At 44.0% G+C, this 18,427-nt stretch carries 20 protein-coding genes and 1 tRNA gene; 15 read left to right on the top strand and 6 right to left on the bottom strand.

The window, feature by feature from the left end:
- Positions 1–81: 81 nt before the first annotated feature.
- Positions 82–705, bottom strand: coding sequence for a transcriptional repressor LexA (lexA, locus tag N288_RS09625; protein WP_009791598.1), 624 nt, complete (start codon positions 703–705; stop codon positions 82–84).
- Positions 706–863: 158 nt separating this feature from the next.
- On the opposite strand from lexA, the gene yneA reads away from it, so the two are divergent.
- From yneA to N288_RS09660, 7 genes are all read left to right on the top strand, one after another.
- Positions 864–1,196, top strand: coding sequence for a cell division suppressor protein YneA (yneA, locus tag N288_RS09630; RefSeq protein WP_009791599.1), 333 nt, complete (start codon positions 864–866; stop codon positions 1,194–1,196).
- A 15-nt stretch (positions 1,197–1,211) separates the two neighbouring features.
- Entirely contained in the window at positions 1,212–1,859 is a 648-nt protein-coding gene (locus tag N288_RS09635) for a YneB family resolvase-like protein (protein ID WP_009791600.1), read from the top strand.
- A gap of 130 nt (positions 1,860–1,989) precedes the next feature.
- Entirely contained in the window at positions 1,990–2,229 is a 240-nt protein-coding gene (locus N288_RS09640) for a DUF896 domain-containing protein (RefSeq protein WP_009791601.1), read from the top strand.
- 179 nt (positions 2,230–2,408) lie between these two features.
- Positions 2,409–4,409 carry a transketolase gene (gene tkt / locus N288_RS09645; protein WP_022543748.1) on the top strand — a complete coding sequence of 667 codons (2,001 nt, stop codon included), beginning with the start codon at positions 2,409–2,411 and terminating at the stop codon, positions 4,407–4,409.
- 199 nt (positions 4,410–4,608) lie between these two features.
- Entirely contained in the window at positions 4,609–5,046 is a 438-nt protein-coding gene (sirA, locus tag N288_RS09650) for a sporulation inhibitor of replication protein SirA (RefSeq protein WP_022543749.1), read from the top strand.
- Between the two features lie 86 nt (positions 5,047–5,132).
- Complete coding sequence (locus N288_RS09655) at positions 5,133–5,348, top strand: YneF family protein (RefSeq protein ID WP_009790944.1); 216 nt, start codon at positions 5,133–5,135, stop codon at positions 5,346–5,348.
- Between the two features lie 138 nt (positions 5,349–5,486).
- The gene (locus N288_RS09660; RefSeq protein WP_009790945.1) at positions 5,487–5,684 is read left to right on the top strand and encodes a hypothetical protein; all 198 of its coding nucleotides are present in this window, start codon (positions 5,487–5,489) and stop codon (positions 5,682–5,684) included.
- 46 nt (positions 5,685–5,730) lie between these two features.
- Here the strand turns inward: N288_RS09660 and N288_RS09665 are convergent, their stop codons facing one another.
- Positions 5,731–6,000: a hypothetical protein gene (locus N288_RS09665; protein WP_009790946.1), complete on the bottom strand. Its 270-nt coding sequence runs from the start codon at positions 5,998–6,000 to the stop codon at positions 5,731–5,733.
- Between the two features lie 204 nt (positions 6,001–6,204).
- Here N288_RS09665 and N288_RS09670 point away from each other — a divergent pair, with 204 nt between their 5' ends.
- Positions 6,205–7,968, top strand: a complete 1,764-nt coding sequence (locus N288_RS09670) for an ABC transporter transmembrane domain-containing protein (RefSeq protein WP_009790947.1) — start codon at positions 6,205–6,207, stop codon at positions 7,966–7,968.
- Positions 7,958–9,757, top strand: a complete 1,800-nt coding sequence (locus N288_RS09675; protein ID WP_009790948.1) for an ABC transporter ATP-binding protein — start codon at positions 7,958–7,960, stop codon at positions 9,755–9,757. The genes N288_RS09670 and N288_RS09675 overlap by 11 nt, the downstream gene beginning before the upstream one ends.
- A 49-nt stretch (positions 9,758–9,806) precedes the next feature.
- On the opposite strand, the gene N288_RS09680 is transcribed toward N288_RS09675, so the two are convergent.
- Positions 9,807–9,980, bottom strand: a complete 174-nt coding sequence (locus N288_RS09680) for an aspartyl-phosphate phosphatase Spo0E family protein (protein ID WP_009790949.1) — start codon at positions 9,978–9,980, stop codon at positions 9,807–9,809.
- Between the two features lie 322 nt (positions 9,981–10,302).
- Here N288_RS09680 and N288_RS09685 point away from each other — a divergent pair, with 322 nt between their 5' ends.
- The 3 genes from N288_RS09685 to N288_RS09695 all read left to right on the top strand — a co-directional run bounded on the left by N288_RS09685 (position 10,303) and on the right by N288_RS09695 (position 12,228).
- Positions 10,303–11,010 (top strand): cytochrome c biogenesis CcdA family protein, encoded by a 708-nt coding sequence (locus N288_RS09685; RefSeq protein ID WP_009790950.1) that lies wholly within the window; start codon positions 10,303–10,305, stop codon positions 11,008–11,010.
- A gap of 228 nt (positions 11,011–11,238) precedes the next feature.
- Positions 11,239–11,598 (top strand): response regulator, encoded by a 360-nt coding sequence (locus N288_RS09690; protein WP_009790952.1) that lies wholly within the window; start codon positions 11,239–11,241, stop codon positions 11,596–11,598.
- A gap of 135 nt (positions 11,599–11,733) precedes the next feature.
- Complete coding sequence (locus N288_RS09695; protein WP_022543750.1) at positions 11,734–12,228, top strand: CcdC family protein; 495 nt, start codon at positions 11,734–11,736, stop codon at positions 12,226–12,228.
- 235 nt (positions 12,229–12,463) lie between these two features.
- Here N288_RS09695 and N288_RS09700 read toward each other — a convergent pair whose 3' ends face one another.
- Entirely contained in the window at positions 12,464–12,898 is a 435-nt protein-coding gene (locus N288_RS09700; RefSeq protein WP_009790954.1) for a DUF2621 domain-containing protein, read from the bottom strand.
- A gap of 160 nt (positions 12,899–13,058) precedes the next feature.
- Between N288_RS09700 and N288_RS09705 the strand changes: the two genes are divergently transcribed.
- Both N288_RS09705 and N288_RS25095 read left to right on the top strand, forming a co-directional pair.
- Complete coding sequence (locus N288_RS09705; RefSeq protein ID WP_009790955.1) at positions 13,059–13,403, top strand: hypothetical protein; 345 nt, start codon at positions 13,059–13,061, stop codon at positions 13,401–13,403.
- An 80-nt stretch (positions 13,404–13,483) separates the two neighbouring features.
- Positions 13,484–13,580, top strand: a tRNA-Sec gene (locus tag N288_RS25095).
- 322 nt (positions 13,581–13,902) lie between these two features.
- Here N288_RS25095 and N288_RS09710 read toward each other — a convergent pair.
- Entirely contained in the window at positions 13,903–15,531 is a 1,629-nt protein-coding gene (locus N288_RS09710) for an RNA-directed DNA polymerase (protein ID WP_009790956.1), read from the bottom strand.
- 264 nt (positions 15,532–15,795) lie between these two features.
- Between N288_RS09710 and N288_RS09715 the strand changes: the two genes are divergently transcribed.
- Entirely contained in the window at positions 15,796–16,227 is a 432-nt protein-coding gene (locus N288_RS09715; RefSeq protein WP_009790957.1) for a hypothetical protein, read from the top strand.
- Between the two features lie 368 nt (positions 16,228–16,595).
- Here the strand turns inward: N288_RS09715 and N288_RS09720 are convergent, their stop codons facing one another.
- A complete protein-coding gene (locus tag N288_RS09720; protein WP_009790958.1) occupies positions 16,596–17,846 on the bottom strand; it encodes an MFS transporter in 1,251 nt (416 codons plus the stop codon).
- Positions 17,847–18,427 lie beyond the last annotated feature (581 nt).

The raw sequence follows: 18,427 nt of genomic DNA on the forward strand, positions 1-18,427 counted from the left end.
GCGACTATTCTAGTGCTCGCAAGGTTTTTGGGCAGAAAAAAACCCAGGCAACACATGGCCCGGGCTGAGAGAATCATATAATCAGTGGATATGGCGGTAGACGCCAATGACCTTGCCAAGAATGGAAACATTCCTGAGAATGATAGGCTCCATTGTAGAGTTTTCAGGCTGAAGCCTGATATAATCCCTTTCCTTGAAGAAACGCTTGACAGTTGCTTCATCCTCATCTGTCATTGCAACGACGATATCGCCATTGTTGGCTGACTGCTGCTGGCGGACGATGACATAGTCTCCGTCAAGGATGCCGGCTTCAATCATACTTTCACCCATGATTTCAAGCATGAAGACCTGTTCGGCTGCCGGTGCCATGCTTTCAGGAAGCGGGAAGAACTCTTCTACATTTTCAATCGCAGTGATCGGCTGTCCTGCTGTAACCTTCCCGAGGATAGGAACGTTGACGACATTATTCCTTGGAATGTGAGATGTTTCATCAAGCTCCAGGATTTCAATTGCACGCGGCTTTGTCGGATCCCTTCTGATCATCCCTTTGCTTTCAAGGCGGGCAAGATGCCCATGCACAGTCGAGCTGGAGGCCAGGCCGACTGCTTCCCCAATTTCCCTGACTGAAGGGGGATAGCCCTTCGCTTTCACTTCTTCCTTGATAAATTCGAGTATATCCTGCTGCCTTTTTGATATTTTAGCCATGTATTCGCACCCCGTATGGTTATTATTGATTAAATTATAGCATGTACCCGGAACAGATACAAACATAAGTTCGAATTTTTGTTGACGGAAAACACATGTTCGGTTTATAATAAATTTAACGAAATGCGAACATATATTCTTGCGGTGGGGTGTCTTGTATGAAAAAATTGTGGAATCAATACTCATATGCTATTATACTTATCGTTTTAAGCTTTGGGGCGGCTTTGCTGCTTACCGGATACGACAGAATTTTCGGTGAAGAAGACTACATAAAGGTGACGGTTGATGAAGGAGATACATTATGGGGGCTGTCTCAGCAATTTTCGGACAAGCATAAGCTGTCTGCAGAAGACTTTGTGATGTGGGTGGAAGAGGAGAATGGAATCGCCGGCAGTGCAATCCAAGCGGGGGAGCAGATTATGATCCCGGTTAAAGCAGACAGCCATACAAGGCAGCTGCAGGATGATCTGCAGAACTTTGCGGGTGAATGACATAAAGGAGCATATATGAAAGCAGTAATCTATTGCAGGGTATCGACAACAAAAGAAGCGCAGGAAACATCCCTGGAGAGGCAGGAGGAGGAACTGACTGCGCTTGCCGGGGAAAAAGGCTTTGAAGTAGCCGCGATCATCAGGGAACAGGCAAGCGGGTATGACCTGGAGAGGGACGGTGTACTCGAGCTTCTTGATCTTATAAAGGATGAAGGCATCAAAGCGGTCCTTATCCAGGATGAAACGAGGCTCGGAAGGGGCAATGCCAAAATCGCCCTGCTTCACTTCATATATAAAGAGGGCGCTGTGCTCTACAGCATTTCCCACAATGGTGAGCTGCAGCTTTCCGAATCAGATTCCATGGTTCTTAATATCGTCTCGATGGTGGAAGAATATCAGCGCAAGCTGCATAATATCAAGATCAAAAGAGGCATGAAAAGGGCAGTGGACAAAGGATTCAGGCCAGAGAAGAACCTGAAGAATCTGGGGGAGCACTCTGGAAGGGAACGGATCGAGGTTCCAATAGAAGAAATTGTCCGCCTGAGAGCCAGCAGGCTGACATTTTCGGAGATCGCGGCAACTCTCAGGGGCTTCGGCTATCCCATTTCCAAGGCGACAGTGCACAGGCGCTATCAGGAATACATAGATGCACAGGAAGAGTAAGAGTGTTTGCCTTGGCAAACGCTTTTTTTTATAGTAACATTTGATGTATTCTCCGGCCGTTTAGACCAGGGCCCTAAGGGGAAGACGACTAGAGAAAGCTAAATGAAATGAATGAAAAAGGAGCGTTATTATGCTGCCTAAAGATAAAATGGCCAGAATCAATGAGCTGGCAAACAAAGCTAAGACCGCAGGGCTGACGAATGAAGAGGCAAAGGAACAGACAAAGCTTCGCAGCGAGTATCTGCAGACATTCCGTTCCAATATGCTCACAACCTTAAAAGGTGTAACCATCATGGATCCAAAGGGGAATGACGTTACACCGAAAAAGATAAAAAAGCTGCGTGAGGACGAGAAGAAGCGCCTTCATTAATGCATCAGGCCAAAAAGGAATACAACAATCTGTGTTCCTTTTTGGATTTATTTTTTGGTTCTCTTTTACATACAGGTTTCCAAAATGCACAAGATATACAGAAGCTTCTCAGTTGTGTAAAATAAAGAGCCGCTATAAAATTAATTGAGCAGGATTTTTTTAAAGAGAGGATGTAGTATATGTTTGAATCTATCGATGATTTGTCCATAAGCTCGATCAGAACTCTATCTATCGATGCTATTGAAAAAGCAAATTCCGGCCACCCTGGCATGCCTATGGGGGCAGCTCCTATGGCGTACACACTCTGGAGCCGTTTCATGAACCATAACCCGGCAAACCCTGAGTGGTTTAACCGTGACCGTTTTGTCTTATCTGCAGGACATGGTTCCATGCTTCTATATAGTCTGCTCCATTTATCAGGCTATGGTCTCACAATCGATGACCTGAAAGAATTCCGCCAATGGGGAAGCAAGACTCCCGGACACCCTGAATACAAACATACAAAGGGCGTTGACGCGACAACTGGTCCGCTTGGACAGGGAATCTCAATGGCAGTCGGCATGGCTATGGCTGAGCGCCACCTGGCAGCCGTCTACAATAAAGACAAGTATAATGTAGTCGACCACTTTACATACAGCATTTGCGGCGACGGTGACCTTATGGAAGGTGTATCTGCCGAAGCAGCATCGCTGGCAGGCCACCTGAAGCTTGGCAAGCTCGTTGTCCTTTATGATTCAAATGATATCTCCCTTGACGGCGACCTTGACCGCTCTTTCTCTGAAAGTGTGGAGCAAAGGTTCAAATCTTACGGCTGGCAGTATATCCGTGTTGAAGATGGCAATGACCTTCACGAAGTGGCGAAAGCGCTTGAGGAAGCAAGAGGCGACCTTGACCATCCGACTATGATTGAAGTAAAAACGGTCATCGGATTCGGCTCACCTAACAAATCCGGGAAATCAGATGTTCACGGCGCACCGCTTGGTGCAGATGAGCTGAAGCTGACGAAGGAAGCTTACAAGTGGACTTTTGAAGAAGATTTCCATGTTCCGGATGAAGTGTACAGCCACTTCAAGAAACACATCGCTGAACGCGGAGAAAAGACTGAGCAGGAATGGAACTCTATGCTTGAAAGCTATAAGCAGGAATTCCCTGAGCTCGGTGCACAGCTTGACGGAGCAATGAAAGGCGAGCTTCCGCAAGGATGGGATAAGGATATCCCTGTATACGAAACAGGTTCAAGCCTGGCAAGCCGCGCCTCTTCAGGCGAAGCACTGAACGGAATCGCGCAGAATCTTCCATTCTTTATCGGCGGATCTGCTGACCTTGCCGGTTCAAATAAAACGATGATCAAAGGCTCGGGCGACTTTACCCCTGCTTCATTCGAAGGCCGCAACATCTGGTTCGGCGTAAGGGAATTCGCCATGGGTGCCGCCCTAAACGGTATGGCCCTTCATGGAGGCTTAAAGGTATTCGGAGGAACATTCTTCGTATTCTCTGACTATCTTCGCCCGGCAATCCGCTTAGCTGCCCTGATGGGTCTGCCTGTTACTTATGTATTCACGCATGACAGCATCGCTGTTGGTGAGGACGGCCCTACACACGAGCCGGTTGAACAGCTTGCATCACTTCGTGCGATGCCTAATCTGTCTGTCATCCGCCCGGCTGATGGCAATGAAACCTCTGCTGCCTGGAAAGTGGCGGTAGAATCACAGGATAAGCCGACAGCTCTTGTGCTGACGCGCCAAAACCTGCCTACCCTCCAGGATACTGACAAAAACGCGTATGAAGGCGTATCTAAAGGAGCTTATGTTGTCTCACCGGCTGGCAAAGATCAGGCAGATGCCCTGCTGCTTGCTTCCGGATCTGAAGTGCATCTTGCTGTAAAAGCGCAGGAAGCACTGAAGAAAGAAGGCATCGATGCAGCAGTTGTTTCCATGCCTGCATGGGACCGCTTTGAAGCACAGTCCAAGGAATATAAAGAAAGCGTCATTCCGAAGGCTGTCAAGAAGCGCCTTGCCATTGAAATGGGCTCTTCACTTGGCTGGCACCGTTATGCCGGTGATGAAGGCGATGTATTAGCGATCGATACATTCGGGGCATCTGCACCAGGTGAGAAGATCATCGAAGAGTACGGCTTCACAGTTGAAAACGTGGTTGCACGTTTAAAGGCCCTTCTGTAAAGGGTATAAAGAGAGCGTCAGAGTACGCTCTCTTTTTTATTTCCTTACAATTGATTGAATATTTTTATTTTTTATATAATTGATAGGCAAATAAGCCTGTTCGACAAAATTAGTGCCTATTTTTGACGCTGAAAGACAAAGTAACTGATTCTGTTCCCTTATACTTGAAGCAATATAGAAGATATTGGAGGAGATGTTGGTGAGAACCTATCAGCTTTATTTAATAGAAGACGAATTTGCTTCCCATTATTTCGGCAGAGAGCGGATGTTCTACCAGCTCTTTCAGGAATACAGCCGTTCGAAGGGAGAGCTGAAATCGATCCTGTCACGCCAGATTGAGTTTATCACAAGGCCGATTCCCGCCCTCAGGCTTCACCAGTATCTTACACAGCAGCTTTCAAGGAAAAAAGGAGCATCAGCCGATCAGGGGGCCTATGTTATCCAAAACGGAAAAAACAGTTCAGCGCGGCTTGAAATCTATGACCGATGTTTAGTGATTGAATCACATGGGAATTATGATGCAGAAACGGTGTTCTTTGAAATCCTCCGGAAAAATGAATCCTCTTATCTGGCGGTTGATATGACGAACAGGCGCTTTGGCTGGCTGAAGCCGATCAAAGAAAGAAAATTTATTTAAATAGGGGAAAAACAGGTGCAAATATTGTATAATAACCTTTGGTTTAGTACACTGTATGATAGACAACATGAAGGAGGAAGTTTTGAATGTGGGACGTTATTCTAGTTGGTATACTGGCATTGATCGCCGGTGTAGCACTAGGATTTTTCATCGCTCGTAAATATATGATGAGCTACTTAAAGAAAAATCCGCCAATCAACGAACAAATGCTTAAAATGATGATGATGCAAATGGGTATGAAACCATCTCAGAAGAAAATTAATCAGATGATGTCTGCCATGAATAAGCAGTCCGGCAAGTAAGGCTTACATAGGGCTCCCTATTGTAATAAAGTCTATTACATGGCCATCACTGTACATCAAGAAAGCCGCTTTTTCTGTGATTATGACAGAGAAAGCGGCTTTTTAGATAAATATAGTAAATGTTAAGCTGAGGGTAACATGAAAAAATACAGATTGAAAACCGGCTTTAACGGCAGATTCAAACGCGGTACAGTATTCTGGCTGATTGCTGAATCCGAATTCATCGGCATTAAGGAATATGTCCTGCGGACGAAAGACCTGGAGCACCGGATCCAAATTTCAGAAGAAGAGCTGATGAAGCATTTTGTGCGTCTTTATGACGGAAACGGAAGCTGATAGAGGACAAGCACCCTGGGTGACAGGGATACTTGTCCTCTTTTTATTATGCTTCTGGCGTGGATGTGAAAACGGAAAATCCGTAGATGCCGAAATCAAGAAGGGTCACGAGCTGAAAGCCGTTAGCCAGAAGGCATTCTGCAGCAGGGTTGTATCGTGCTCCTGTTTCAAGTGTCTCAAGGCAGGCTTCTGCATCATTTCCCAGAACAGTCGCCTGGGAAATCCTTCTCAGTGATACAGGACTTAATGGGTTCCGGAACCAGCAGACTGTTACGACTGTCGGAAGGCTTGGCAAAGATGGAATACCAGCAGACATTTAAACACCTCTTTTCCTTTTTATCTCTATAGTTAATGCTTGTACGCTCCAACTTGTCCCTGCCAATATCACGGATTCCGATAAATGATGAATATGTCTTTAGTGCGCCCCTTGAAAAATCTTTCTTATTTTTAAAATATTTGATAAACTATTTGGAGCATAATTGAGGAAAAATCAGGAACACGAGAGCCGGGGGAAGCAAGCATGAAAGTATTTGCAGATTTAATGTGGTTTTTTAAGCAAGAGAAGAAATCGTATGTGACAGGGATTTTCCTGCTGCTGTTTGTAGCATTCCTGCAGCTGATTCCGCCGAAGGTCATCGGGATTGTGGTTGATCATATCAAAAACGATACTTTGACCAGCGGCCTTCTTGTCAACTGGCTCCTGATATTGATTGGAGCCGCACTCATGATGTACATATTGCGCTATTATTGGCGGATCATGATTTTCGGATCTGCCGTCAAGCTGTCCAGGCAGCTGAGGAACAGGCTGTACCGGCATTTTACAGAGATGCCGCAATCGTTTTACCAAAGAAGGCGGGTCGGGGACCTGATGGCCCATGCGACAAATGACCTTCAGGCGGTCCAGCAGACGGCCGGCTCAGGCGTTTTGACCCTTGTCGACTCGCTTGCCACAGGTGGATTTGTCATCATCGCCATGGCTGCGACGATTAGCTGGAAGCTGACGCTCATCTGCCTGATCCCGATGCCTCTCATGGCGATTTTGACGAGCTGGTATGGGACGCTCCTCCATAAGCGGTTCCATGGGGCACAGGAGGCTTTTTCTGCTTTAAATGATAAGACACAGGAAAGCATCACAGGCATCAAGGTCATCAAGACCTTTGGCCAGGAGAAAGAAGATATAGAGGATTTCCGCAAACAATCACATGATGTGGTGGAGAAAAATATTTCAGTGGCCAAGGTGGATTCACTTTTTGATCCAACAATCAGCATCATCGTCGGCATTTCCTTTTTCCTGTCTGTCGCTTTTGGCGCCAGATATGTGATTTCAGGTGAATTAACAATCGGGGAGCTTGTTTCATTTACAACGTATCTCGGACTCTTGATTTGGCCGATGCTTGCCTTTGGCTGGCTCTTTAATATCGTCGAAAGAGGGCGGGCTTCCAATGACCGGATCATGAGCCTGCTTGCCGAAAAGGCAGAGGTGGCTGACAAGGAAGGTGCACTTGCAATCGTTCCGAGCGGGGATCTTGTTTATGATATCAATAAATTTCTTTACCCTAACGAGGAAAAGCCTGTCCTCGAAGACATCCGCTTCCAATTGAAAAGGGGTGAAACCCTTGGGATCGTCGGGAAGACAGGTGCCGGGAAAACAACGCTCCTTAAGCTGCTGATCAGGGAATTTGACGGTTTTGAAGGGGATGTCCGCTTTGGCAGCCATTCAGTCAATGATTATACGCTTGAAAAGCTGCATGAGGCCATTGGCTATGTGCCGCAGGATCATTTCCTTTTTTCAGCCACAGTCGCTGAAAATATTGCCTTTGCGAACCCTTCCTCTGAGCGGGAGGAAGTATTCAAGGCAGCAAAGCTTGCCAATATCCATGAAGATATCCTTCAATTTACGGAAGGTTATGAAACGGTTGTCGGTGAGCGCGGCGTTTCCTTGTCTGGCGGGCAGAAGCAGCGGATCTCAATCGCCAGGGCGCTCATGATGGACCCGGAAGTACTGATCCTGGATGACTCTCTGTCAGCGGTTGATGCGAAGACAGAGGAAGCCATCCTGAACGGCCTCAGGAAAAACCGGGCAGGCAAGACGACCATCATCACCGCCCACCGCTTGAGTGCGATACAGCATGCGAATCTGATCCTTGTGCTGGATGAGGGCAGGATCGCGCAAAAAGGCACACACGATGAGCTGATGGAAGAAGAAGGCTGGTATAAGAGCATGTATCTCCGCCAGCAGCTTGAAGAACTTGTAGAGCACGGAGGCAGAAATCATGGAGCATAACCAGCAGGATATCAATAAGAAAGAACAGCGGACCGTCCTATACCGGCTCCTTGCTTATACAAAGCCGCATAAAGCAACGCTTATCCTCGCCTTCAGCCTGTTGCTGCTGACAACGATCGGCGATATCATGGGGCCTATCCTTGTTAAAATATTCATTGACGATTATCTGACCCCAAGGAATCTGGCATTTGAGCCTTTGTTCCTGCTCGGGGCAGGCTATATCGGCATCCAGGTCATGAATGTCCTGATCTCTTATTTCCAGCTGCTTAAGTTCCAGGAGATCGCACTAAAGATCATTCAGCAGCTGCGGATCGACGTTTTTTCAAAGGTGCAGTCGCTCGGCCTGAAATACTTCGACCAGACGCCGGCCGGAAGCATTGTCTCGCGGGTCACGAATGATACAGAGGCCATCAAGGATATGTTTGTCAGCGTCCTGGTCATCTTCATACAGAGCGGCTTTCTGCTGATCGGGATATTCATCGCGATGTTTGCCCTGAATGTCCAGCTCGCCTTATTCTGCCTGGTGATCCTGCCGATTATCTTTATGATCATGCAGATGTACCGCAAATACAGCTCGCGCTTTTATCAGGATATGAGGGAAAGGCTCAGCCAGCTGAATGCGAAGCTCAGCGAGTCGCTCCAGGGAATGGGGATCATCCAGGTGTTCAGGCAGGAAAAGCGCCTGCGCAAGGAATTTGCAGACATTAACCAGAAGCATTATGACGCAGGAATGAGGAACATCAAGGTTGATGGGCTGCTACTCAGGCCGGCAATAGACCTGGTCTATACACTTGCGCTTGTAATTGTCCTGGGCTTTTTCGGGATCACCTCATTCAGCAATCCGATTGAAGTCGGAGTTTTATTCGCATTTGTCAGCTATCTGGACCGCTTTTTCGAGCCGGTCAACAATATGATGCAGCGGTTATCCATGTACCAGCAGGCCATCATTGCCGGCTCCAGGGTCTTCAGGCTCCTGGATGAAGAAGAGCTTGCGCCCGCTCAAAAGGAAGAGAAGCTTTCAATCGGGGACGGACAGATTGAATTCAAGGATGTCAGCTTTTCGTATGATGGAAAGCGGGATGTGCTGAAAAACATCAGCTTTACTGCCAAGCCGGGCGAAACAGTGGCGCTGGTTGGCCATACAGGAAGCGGAAAGAGCTCGATCATCAATCTGATGATGAGGTTTTATGAATTCTCAAGAGGTGACATTCTGATTGACGGGCAGTCGATTAAGTCTTATCCAAGGGAAGAGCTGAGGGAAAAGCTTGGTCTAGTCCTCCAGGATCCTTTCCTGTTTTATGGAACGGTCAAGGACAATATCCGCCTCCATGATACAGAGATGACCGATAAGGAAATAGAGGAAGCTGCCCATTTCGTTCAGGCGCATACCTTCATTGAGAAGCTTGATGACCGCTACGATCACAAGGTAGTTGAGAGGGGCTCGACCTTCTCCAGCGGTCAAAGGCAGCTGATCGCTTTCGCACGGACGATTGCAGCCAACCCGAAAATCCTTGTGCTTGATGAAGCGACTGCCAATATCGACACTGAGACAGAGGAGGCCATCCAGACGGCCCTGGAGAAGATGAGGAAGGGGCGCACAACCATTGCCATCGCCCACAGGCTTTCCACCATCCAGGATGCTGAATTGATCCTTGTCCTTCACCAGGGGGAAATCGTGGAACGGGGCACCCACCAGGAGCTGCTCGCACTGAAAGGCTTGTACCATAAAATGTACCTGCTGCAGAACGGTTCAGTCGAGAGGGTGGAAGATGCTGTCGGCAACGCTTAAAAGACAAAATAAAAACAGCTTGGGCTTATATAGCTTCCAAGCTGTTTTTCTATTGTGTCTGAACCTTTTTTATAAAAATACGGTTATATTCGTTCAAGAGATGGTCAAGCTCCTGACTGTACTTAATCGCAGCAGTTGAATGCAGGCCATTCTTCATGGCGACTTGGATTAGTTCAGCCCGCTTATTCTCAATCAAAGACAGTAGTTCTTGTTTTCCTGCCACGGCTGATAGTCCTTTCCTGTGGATTTAAAAGAGGCCCCATTTTATTATTGTCTGTATGTAAGTTTCCAAATCAAAACCATGTAAAAACATGAAAGATTATAACAAATAATGTTAGTTACTCATACAGTATATCGAATAATGGTAATAAATTCAAAAGAAAGTTTCTCTGATATGACAAAAACATTATCAAAATTATAACATGTCCTTTATATGTTTTTAATATAATTATAGTAGGTCACAAAGTGTTCACAAGGTGTCCATTATCTTTCTTGGCGAGATTTTGTTAAAATGGTAAAGAATCAAGAAAAAGTAGGTGTCTTGAATGACTGATGTCAATATATTCATCGCCCTTGGAGCGGGCTTCCTGAGCTTCATTTCTCCCTGCTGCCTGCCATTGTATCCCGCATTCTTATCTTACATAACTGGCATGTCAGTGGGCGAGCTGAAAGAAGAAAACGCGATGCTGCAGAAGCGCAGCATGCTGCATACCCTTTTCTTCCTGCTCGGGTTCTGCATTATTTTCATTGCCCTCGGTTTTGGGGGATCTTTTATCGGAAGAATATTCAGCGATCATAATGATCTAATCAGGCAGATCGGCGCCATCTTCATTGTCATTTTCGGATTGATGGTTGTCGGCGTTTTCAAGCCGGAGGCGCTCATGAAGGAAAGGCGCCTGGAATTCAAAAACAGGCCAGGCGGCTACCTGGGTTCAGTCCTGATCGGCCTTGCATTTGCAGCAGGCTGGACGCCATGCACAGGACCGATCCTCATGTCCGTTTGGGCACTCGCTGCCTCAAATCCTGGCTCAGGCCTTGTGTATATGATTGCCTATTCACTCGGATTTGCGATTCCATTCTTCGTGCTGTCGTTCTTTATCGGCAAAATGCAATGGATCCGCCGCAATAACGTAAAAATCATGAAGATCGGCGGCTATGTGATGATTGTCATGGGTATTGTGCTGTTCTTTGACTGGATGACTCAGATCATATCTATAATGACTGCTATGTTTGGCGGATTTAAAGGTTTCTAAAGGATGGCCCGGCAAAAATGCCGGGTTTTCTTTTATCCTTCCATAAATTACAACTTGAAATTTGAAGAAAAAGCGAAATTTGTCGGATTCTTTGGATTGAATTCTCACTCACATTCCGTTATATTGAAATATGTGCTCTTTTATCTAATACTGTTTTTTGACGTGTGAAATATAGAAAGAAACATAATAATAGATTGATTTCTGTTGCAGTGTCGAGGGGGAACCAGCATGGCAAGAATATTAATTGTAGATGACGCAAAATTCATGAGACTCACCTTAACCGGCATCTTAAAGAAAGCCGAACATGAAATCGTCGGGGAGGCCGAAAACGGCCGCGAAGCAATTGACCTTTACCGCGAGCTCAAGCCGGAGCTTGTAACCATGGATATCACCATGCCGGAGATGAGCGGCCTGGAAGCCATGAAGGAAATCAAACAGGAATTTCCTGACGCCAAGGTAGTCATGTGCTCAGCGATGGGCCAGCAGAAGATGGTCGTCGAAGCCATCGAGGCCGGCGCCAAAGACTTTATTGTTAAGCCATTTGATGAAGGCCGCGTGCTCGACGCAGTCAACCGGGTCCTCAGCTGACCCAAAGCCATTTAAGCCTGCTTAAATGGCTTTTCTTTTTGCACCGATGCCCAAAGTCCCGAAAAATATTTTCTAAACAGAGGAATTTAGGATATAATATAATGGTAAATATTAAACATACAAAGGATGAATGCTATGAACATGGTTGTAGCTTCTTCGATCGGAGCCATCTGCATGGCTGTTTTTGTCATGTTCATCCGGATGCGGGCAGCCAAGAAACCTGCTTCAGCCAAAAAGATCATCTTGCCGCCGCTTTTCATGAGCACGGGCGCCCTGATGTTCGTCTTTCCGTACTTTCGCGTCACACCGCTTGAGATATTAGAAGCTGCCGGAGTCGGCATGCTGTTTTCAATCCTGTTGATCAAAACCTCGGCATTTGAAGTGCGTGATAATGATATTTTCTTAAAAAGATCAAAGGCCTTTGCCTTTATCCTGGTCGGCCTTCTTGTCGTCCGGATTGTGGCCAAGCTGATCCTCAGCTCCACGATTGACGTCGGACAGCTGAGCGGCATGTTCTGGATCCTTGCATTCGGTATGATCGTCCCTTGGCGGATCGCCATGTACCTGAACTACAAAAAGATCTACAATGAGCTCAATGGTACCTCATTGAATACAAAAACAACCGTATAAAACAGTGAAAACATCGAACTCGCTTTCGGTGTTTTTTTTATAAAATATGAAAGTATATTTTTTATCCTCGATTACTGTCTAGCTCCAGCGCCTACCCCCTCGAGGTCACAAGCCAATCCTCCCAAAAAGGCAAAGAACGCCTTTCCGGGAGGATCGTCTTGTGCTTGTCGGGGGTGACCAAGGCGCTTGCGCTTTTCTTATGAAAAAAACCACTCCACGGACAGCGGAATGGTTTCTAGAATAAATGCTCATAAGGAGCCATATCAATTTGTCTTTCAGTCAGTTTGCGGCGCAGGAATTTGTGATCACGCTTGGGAGTCGCCAAAATATAGCCGCGAATGATGAGATCCTCCGTAATGCGCTTCGCCTTCTCATTCAATGCCAGCTCGCCGATCTTCCCGGCAATCTTCTGCCGTGCCACATCACGGAAAAGCTCAGGCACTGGACTCACCAAATCCTCCAAGAGCACCTTCTGATCCTTAGCCCAAAGGCTCCGCGTCTGATTCACATAATGCTCTTCCCAATCAAGAATCGACTTCCCATCCTCTTTCGGCATCCGCTTCAAAAACTTCCGGAACATAAAAAAGCCGCCGATCGCAAACAGTGATACCAGCACAACCACCCAAAACAAAATAAACACCAAAAACCAGCCAGTAAGCTCTGTTGTCATTCTATTCACCTACATTACAATAACTTATTTAATATTATTATAAGCATATGATGGGAAGGAGACAAGCCGAATCCTGCATAAAAAGTGAAACATAAGGGAAATGGCCAAGCCATGAAAACTTGTTTGATGGTACAATAAGGAAAAAGGGGAGGGGAACTGATTGGAAAGCATAGGCCGTCTTCAGCAGGAAAAAGAAAAGCTGCAAAAGCAAAAGGATGGGTTATTATTGCAGATTTTTCTGCGCATCGGTCTTCTCGTTGCAGCAGGTATCGCCTACGGACTCTTCATGAGCTTTTTCAGCCCTATTGAAGGGGCAGTCGAAACCATCATTTTCTTTGTCCTCGCCGCATTGGCCGTCTTTCTATGGATCCGCTTCATGGTGCAGCTTTTCCGGGTATACAAGGTGCAATTTGAAATCAACAAGAATAATAAAAAGCTTCTGAAAAAGATCGCCGAAGAAGACCAGGGTCAGAATAAAGGCAAAGGAACCGGCAGCTGGAGCTAAAGGCTTGAAAAGTAAGTTCAAATCCTGCATAATATCATTATTGCTAAATAACAAAAGCAGCACATAACTGCTTTACTCACGGGGCTGAATGGGGTACTGGTGTCCCTCACGGTCTTCAAAACCGCTCGTGACCTGCGTGCCAGGTCAGCTGGGTTCGATTCCCAGGCGGTCCCGCCATAATATACATATTAGTGCCGAACAGTGATAGTACTGTGCGGTTTTTTGTATTGTTTGTGGTTTATTGTGGGGTGGTGCCCCCCTGACTTATATATTTTTGTTTCAAAGAAGTTAGATTCGGATTGCTACCATACATTCCTTGTTTTCCCCACGCAGAAACTCTTTCGACACTGGAGGCTAATATAAAGTATGCAAAATGTTATAATAATTTACTTTAATAGTGGAATTCAAAAAATCTAACAAAAGTAGAAGACATCAATCTTCAAGATAGCTAATTTCCCGGGCTTTTACTTGTTCAGTGTCCTAAGTATTACATCCCAGTTTAGTAATCAGCTCCTCCACTACCACCTCTCAAATAGGGTTTCTTAGAAGATGCGTTCTGAATAAAAAGCTCTTCAATATCGTCATCATTCAGAAGTGCAGTTAACCAGTCGTCATTTTTGATTTCCGCTTTTCTATCATTATGATAAAACTCAACTTTACTTTCAAACAGTTGATTGTAGAATGTATCCTTCTTGACATATTCTTTTTGTTGATGAGGTTTTAGCCAACCTTTCACACTCATCTCATAAGCAAATAGCCAATTTCGCCCATATAACTCGTTCTCATTTAATAAGGTTTTGAAGTATTCTGGTTCGTAACCACCCTCAATATAACCATTTGTATAAGCTTCCATTGTTAAAATGTTTGAAAACGAATCTTCTAAGTTAAAGAGTAATTTACTTGACTCATTGCTAATTTTTAATTGAAGTTTATTGCTTAACGATAAAGCCCACATAATTTCGTAATTATTTCCAACTGCTATATTAGAAGCAAAAATTTCTGCTATTGTATCTTTTATTTTCTGCTCATTTATTGGATAACCAATTTCTTTATAACCAAATAAAATATTTTCTATGAGTGGTAAGGTTGTGGGGTCAATCAACATTATATGAAGAATTAACGCTTCAAATAATGACCAATTATCTTCTTTAATTTTTAAATTCTTAATTTTTTTTAAGCAATATTTTAGTACGCCTTCATAAGGTGATTGATTCTGGTAATAAAAGGCAGTACTGAAAAAGGTTTTAATATCATTCTTTTGTGCGGTGGCCGAACTTCTAAATTGATAGAGCTTTAAGTTTGATAGCCAAATAGGTTCTAAAAGATTGGGACTTGAAATTATTTCTGTTTTTACTGGATTTATATCTAGTTCAAAGTGCCTTACAATTTCTTGAATAGTATTAAGCACTTTTTCCGCTTCTGATTGAGTTTTAAAATAAAACTCAAAGTCATCTGTATAACGGCTGCCTATGATATTAGGGTGAGCTTCTTGAAGTTTTATATCAATTGCAGTTCCGATAACTTCTGAGATTATCAAGGATGTATCTGGTCCAACTGGTAAACCCATTGTTTGTCCATCTTGAATATTCCTGACATATTCATCAATAGTGTTTCCAAGCAAAGAATCTCCTCTTGTTTGTTTGGCAACTTCCTTGGTGTGTAAGGCCCATGGTATACTATGGGTATAAATTGTAGGAAAATACCTTGAAATGTCAGTTTTTAATATATATTTCTTGTCATTAATGCTTTCTATTCTTCTTTCGATTATTTTGGAAAAATGATATTTTCGCTCAACAGCTCTGTCGGACTCTTCTTTTACTATAGGCCTTGTCAATGAGAGTTTGGATTGACTATAATACTCATTTAATTCTTCAGTGTTTTTTACAAGCAATTGTGATAATCTCATTTGTGGAAAGGGTGCAGGTACATTTAAAATCCTTCTTGAATGAGCGAACTTGGGTATACTTATATTACTTGTTTTATACCATTTCCCTCTTTCTTTTTTAGTGAAAGTAGAAAAGTCAAGGTTAGAAAACTTTTCGGCCAAACTATTAGTACTAAATCCTTTTGGGATTTCTTTAGGAAAATAACCTTTACCTATCAAATCTTTAGCAGTCAGATCTTTCAACTGTGCTACTCCTTTTTTTTATGAAATTTGAAATTGTCAACATTATTTCAATATTATACCAAATAATTTCAAAGTATTTATAGTAACTTACAACTTTATTAAACCTAGCAGTTAAAAAGTTTATCATCAAGGAATCAACATTTTTTGAATATTGCCAAGGGACCCGTTCTTGTGGCTCATCATAAGAAATTCTCCTCACACCATGTCCATTTCCTATTCAAATCCATATATAAGAGATGAACAAACATATAGGAGTGATTAGGAATGCATATGCAGATCAAAGGGTGGACTCAGTTTAGAAGTCTGGTGCGCTGGAGTGTTGTGTTTCATCATGTGGAGGGCTTGTGGTTTTATTTGCTGCTGAAGTATGGTGCGATGTTGAAGGATGGAGTGCCTTGTGAGGGAATTATGCTGAATTCTGGGCAGTATGTCCGTTTTATTTATTTACTGCGGAAGGACCTGTGGTCTTATAACCTGAAGAAGAGGGATCTTTACAGTCATTCGCAGATTCAAAGTTCAATAATGCTGCTGAAAAAGCTCAGTCTGATTACGGCGGAGCTGTTTTCGCATGACTTTTTATTTCCGGTTCCTGGTGTGGGGAAGTATGAGAATAATCGGAAGCTGGCTGAAATGGAAGAGGCAAGTGCTGCCGAGGTACAGCCTAAAACAGACCAGAATCTTTTTTTTCGCCCGTAAGTGAATCGGTCGTGAATGACTCGTGAATCAAACCTGCATACACAATAGAGAAAAGAAATAAAGAAAGAATAGAAAGAATAAAAACAACAACAGCATCTCTGAAGAAGTCCTGAGAGCAAAAATCGCTAGTGCTGCTGACCACTTATGAGTGATGAGGGGCAAAAACTTTTTCCTAACAACAACGGAGTTGGCAGTCATTGAACAGGATCTGTAAGCTGCTATATTCAACTGAGCCCCTGACAGCATTTATGGACTAGCAGTGAAGGTACAGAGCGGGATACGTCACTGTGCATCATTACACTTTGACAAATACACTGTTGTCTTAATTGATATGTCCTTTACTAATACAATCAAAAAAATAAACCCGCCTACGCTGAAGGCGAGTTCACTTTCTGTATGACAGGCTCAGAACGATCTTGCGATTGCATTTGCTGCAGTCTTAACCTCCACCATCCGATTGAAACCGCAATGATGGAAAATGCGCACGTGATTGTGAGTACAGTGGCTCCATCAAGCTTTAATAAAAGAACTCCTCCCAATAAAACACCAATGGGCTGCGCTATAGTGGCTCCTGAAGATAATACCCCCATTGCGCTTCCTAAAATGTTAACCGGTATAGCTTCCTGCAGAGTTGTTTGAAAAATGATCGTTATTGGTGCCGCGAGCAATCCGAATAGGCCAAAAGCTATTAAACTGAATACGGTTGAATCTAAGAAGTGGCCACCCATGATGGCCGCTAGTGCTGATCCTATGTATAAAAATATAGAGGTATTAAAGTTTATCTGTTTGAATTTGTAGGTTAAAGCTGCCCCTATTAAGGTGCCAGCACCAATTGCAGTGAAGCACAATCCTAAAGCAGCTGAGCCATTAATTTTCAAATCAGAAAATAGAGTTGGCAAAAGAACATCCATGATCATAACGAATGACATATTCGTAAATACAGCTGAAGAAATAGCAATGAAAATCCATTTTTGTTCTTTCAGATCTCTGACAGTTGTCTTAAAGGCAGTCATTACACTATTATTTTGATTAGAGGTGTGAGGAATCTTTACTTTAACTAACAGAACGATATAGCAAAGGACAGAAAAAAATGACAGGATAACAGCCACAATCATGGATAGGGAAAAACCGCCTGTCAGCAGAAGTATCCCGGCTGCGCTGGTTCCCAATAAATTGGACACTTGTGTGACAACAGTTATCACACTATTAACGGACTTTAATTCTCCAGGATTGCATAATATCGGTATCAGAGTTCTTTCTAGGGGAGTGAGAACAGCGGATGAGATCCCTATGAATATGACGACTCCTGCATATATCCAATAATTAGCCCCGGATGGATCAATTTTTAACCATCCCACCACCAGCAAAAGCAAAAGAGAAAAAAGGTGCCAGATGCTTGACCACAGTCCTAAAGGTATCTTGTTCATACGATCAATGGCAATTCCGCTTAAAGTAGTTAATAATATGCCCGGTATGTAACGGAAAGCCATGAGTGATCCGAATACCAAAGGAGAATTCGTTATATTAGTGAAATACCAAGCCAGTGTTAAGAAAACAATGCTCGATTGCAAGGACTGAGTCCCTAAAGCAATTACTATTATGCTTACTCTCTTATTCATACGTCTTTACACCTTGTTTCATATACTCCATTAAGCTCCAACGTTGAGTTGGATAATTCATTGAACTTATACTGCTCTCCCAAATACAATCACCAGCCTAGTTGAAATTCTCCATTATTATGTGGATTTTTTTTCCTACTAACCAATCTTACTTTATATTTACTATTTTTGGTATTGGGAAAATGATTAAGTAGTTCATTCCTCCCGTATGAAGCGTTATAATCTTAATCAACAAGTGATTTACATAACCGAATTTAAACTCACACAAAGTATAAAAAACCCTGTTTATTGGAGTGCAAGGCACGCAGACTCCAGCGGGAAAGCAGCGGCAATGCTGAGACCCCGCAGCGCGCAGCGGGAGGAGGCTCAGCGTCGCCTCGCGGAAAGCGAAGTGCCTGGAACGGAAATGAACAGCCCCATGATACCGCCACCCTTGTAAATTTTTATAAATCTCAGTTGAAAAGAAAGAAGATTATCAGGGTACCCTCAAACGGTCTTATCTTTCATACTAATAAGAAATTAATCGGCACTGACCGCCGTTAACTCACCTGCAAAATTAAGCAAGCTAAAGGAAGGATAAT

The organism is Bacillus infantis NRRL B-14911 (genome assembly GCF_000473245.1).
Classification (GTDB): domain Bacteria; phylum Bacillota; class Bacilli; order Bacillales; family Cytobacillaceae; genus Bacillus_AB; species Bacillus_AB infantis.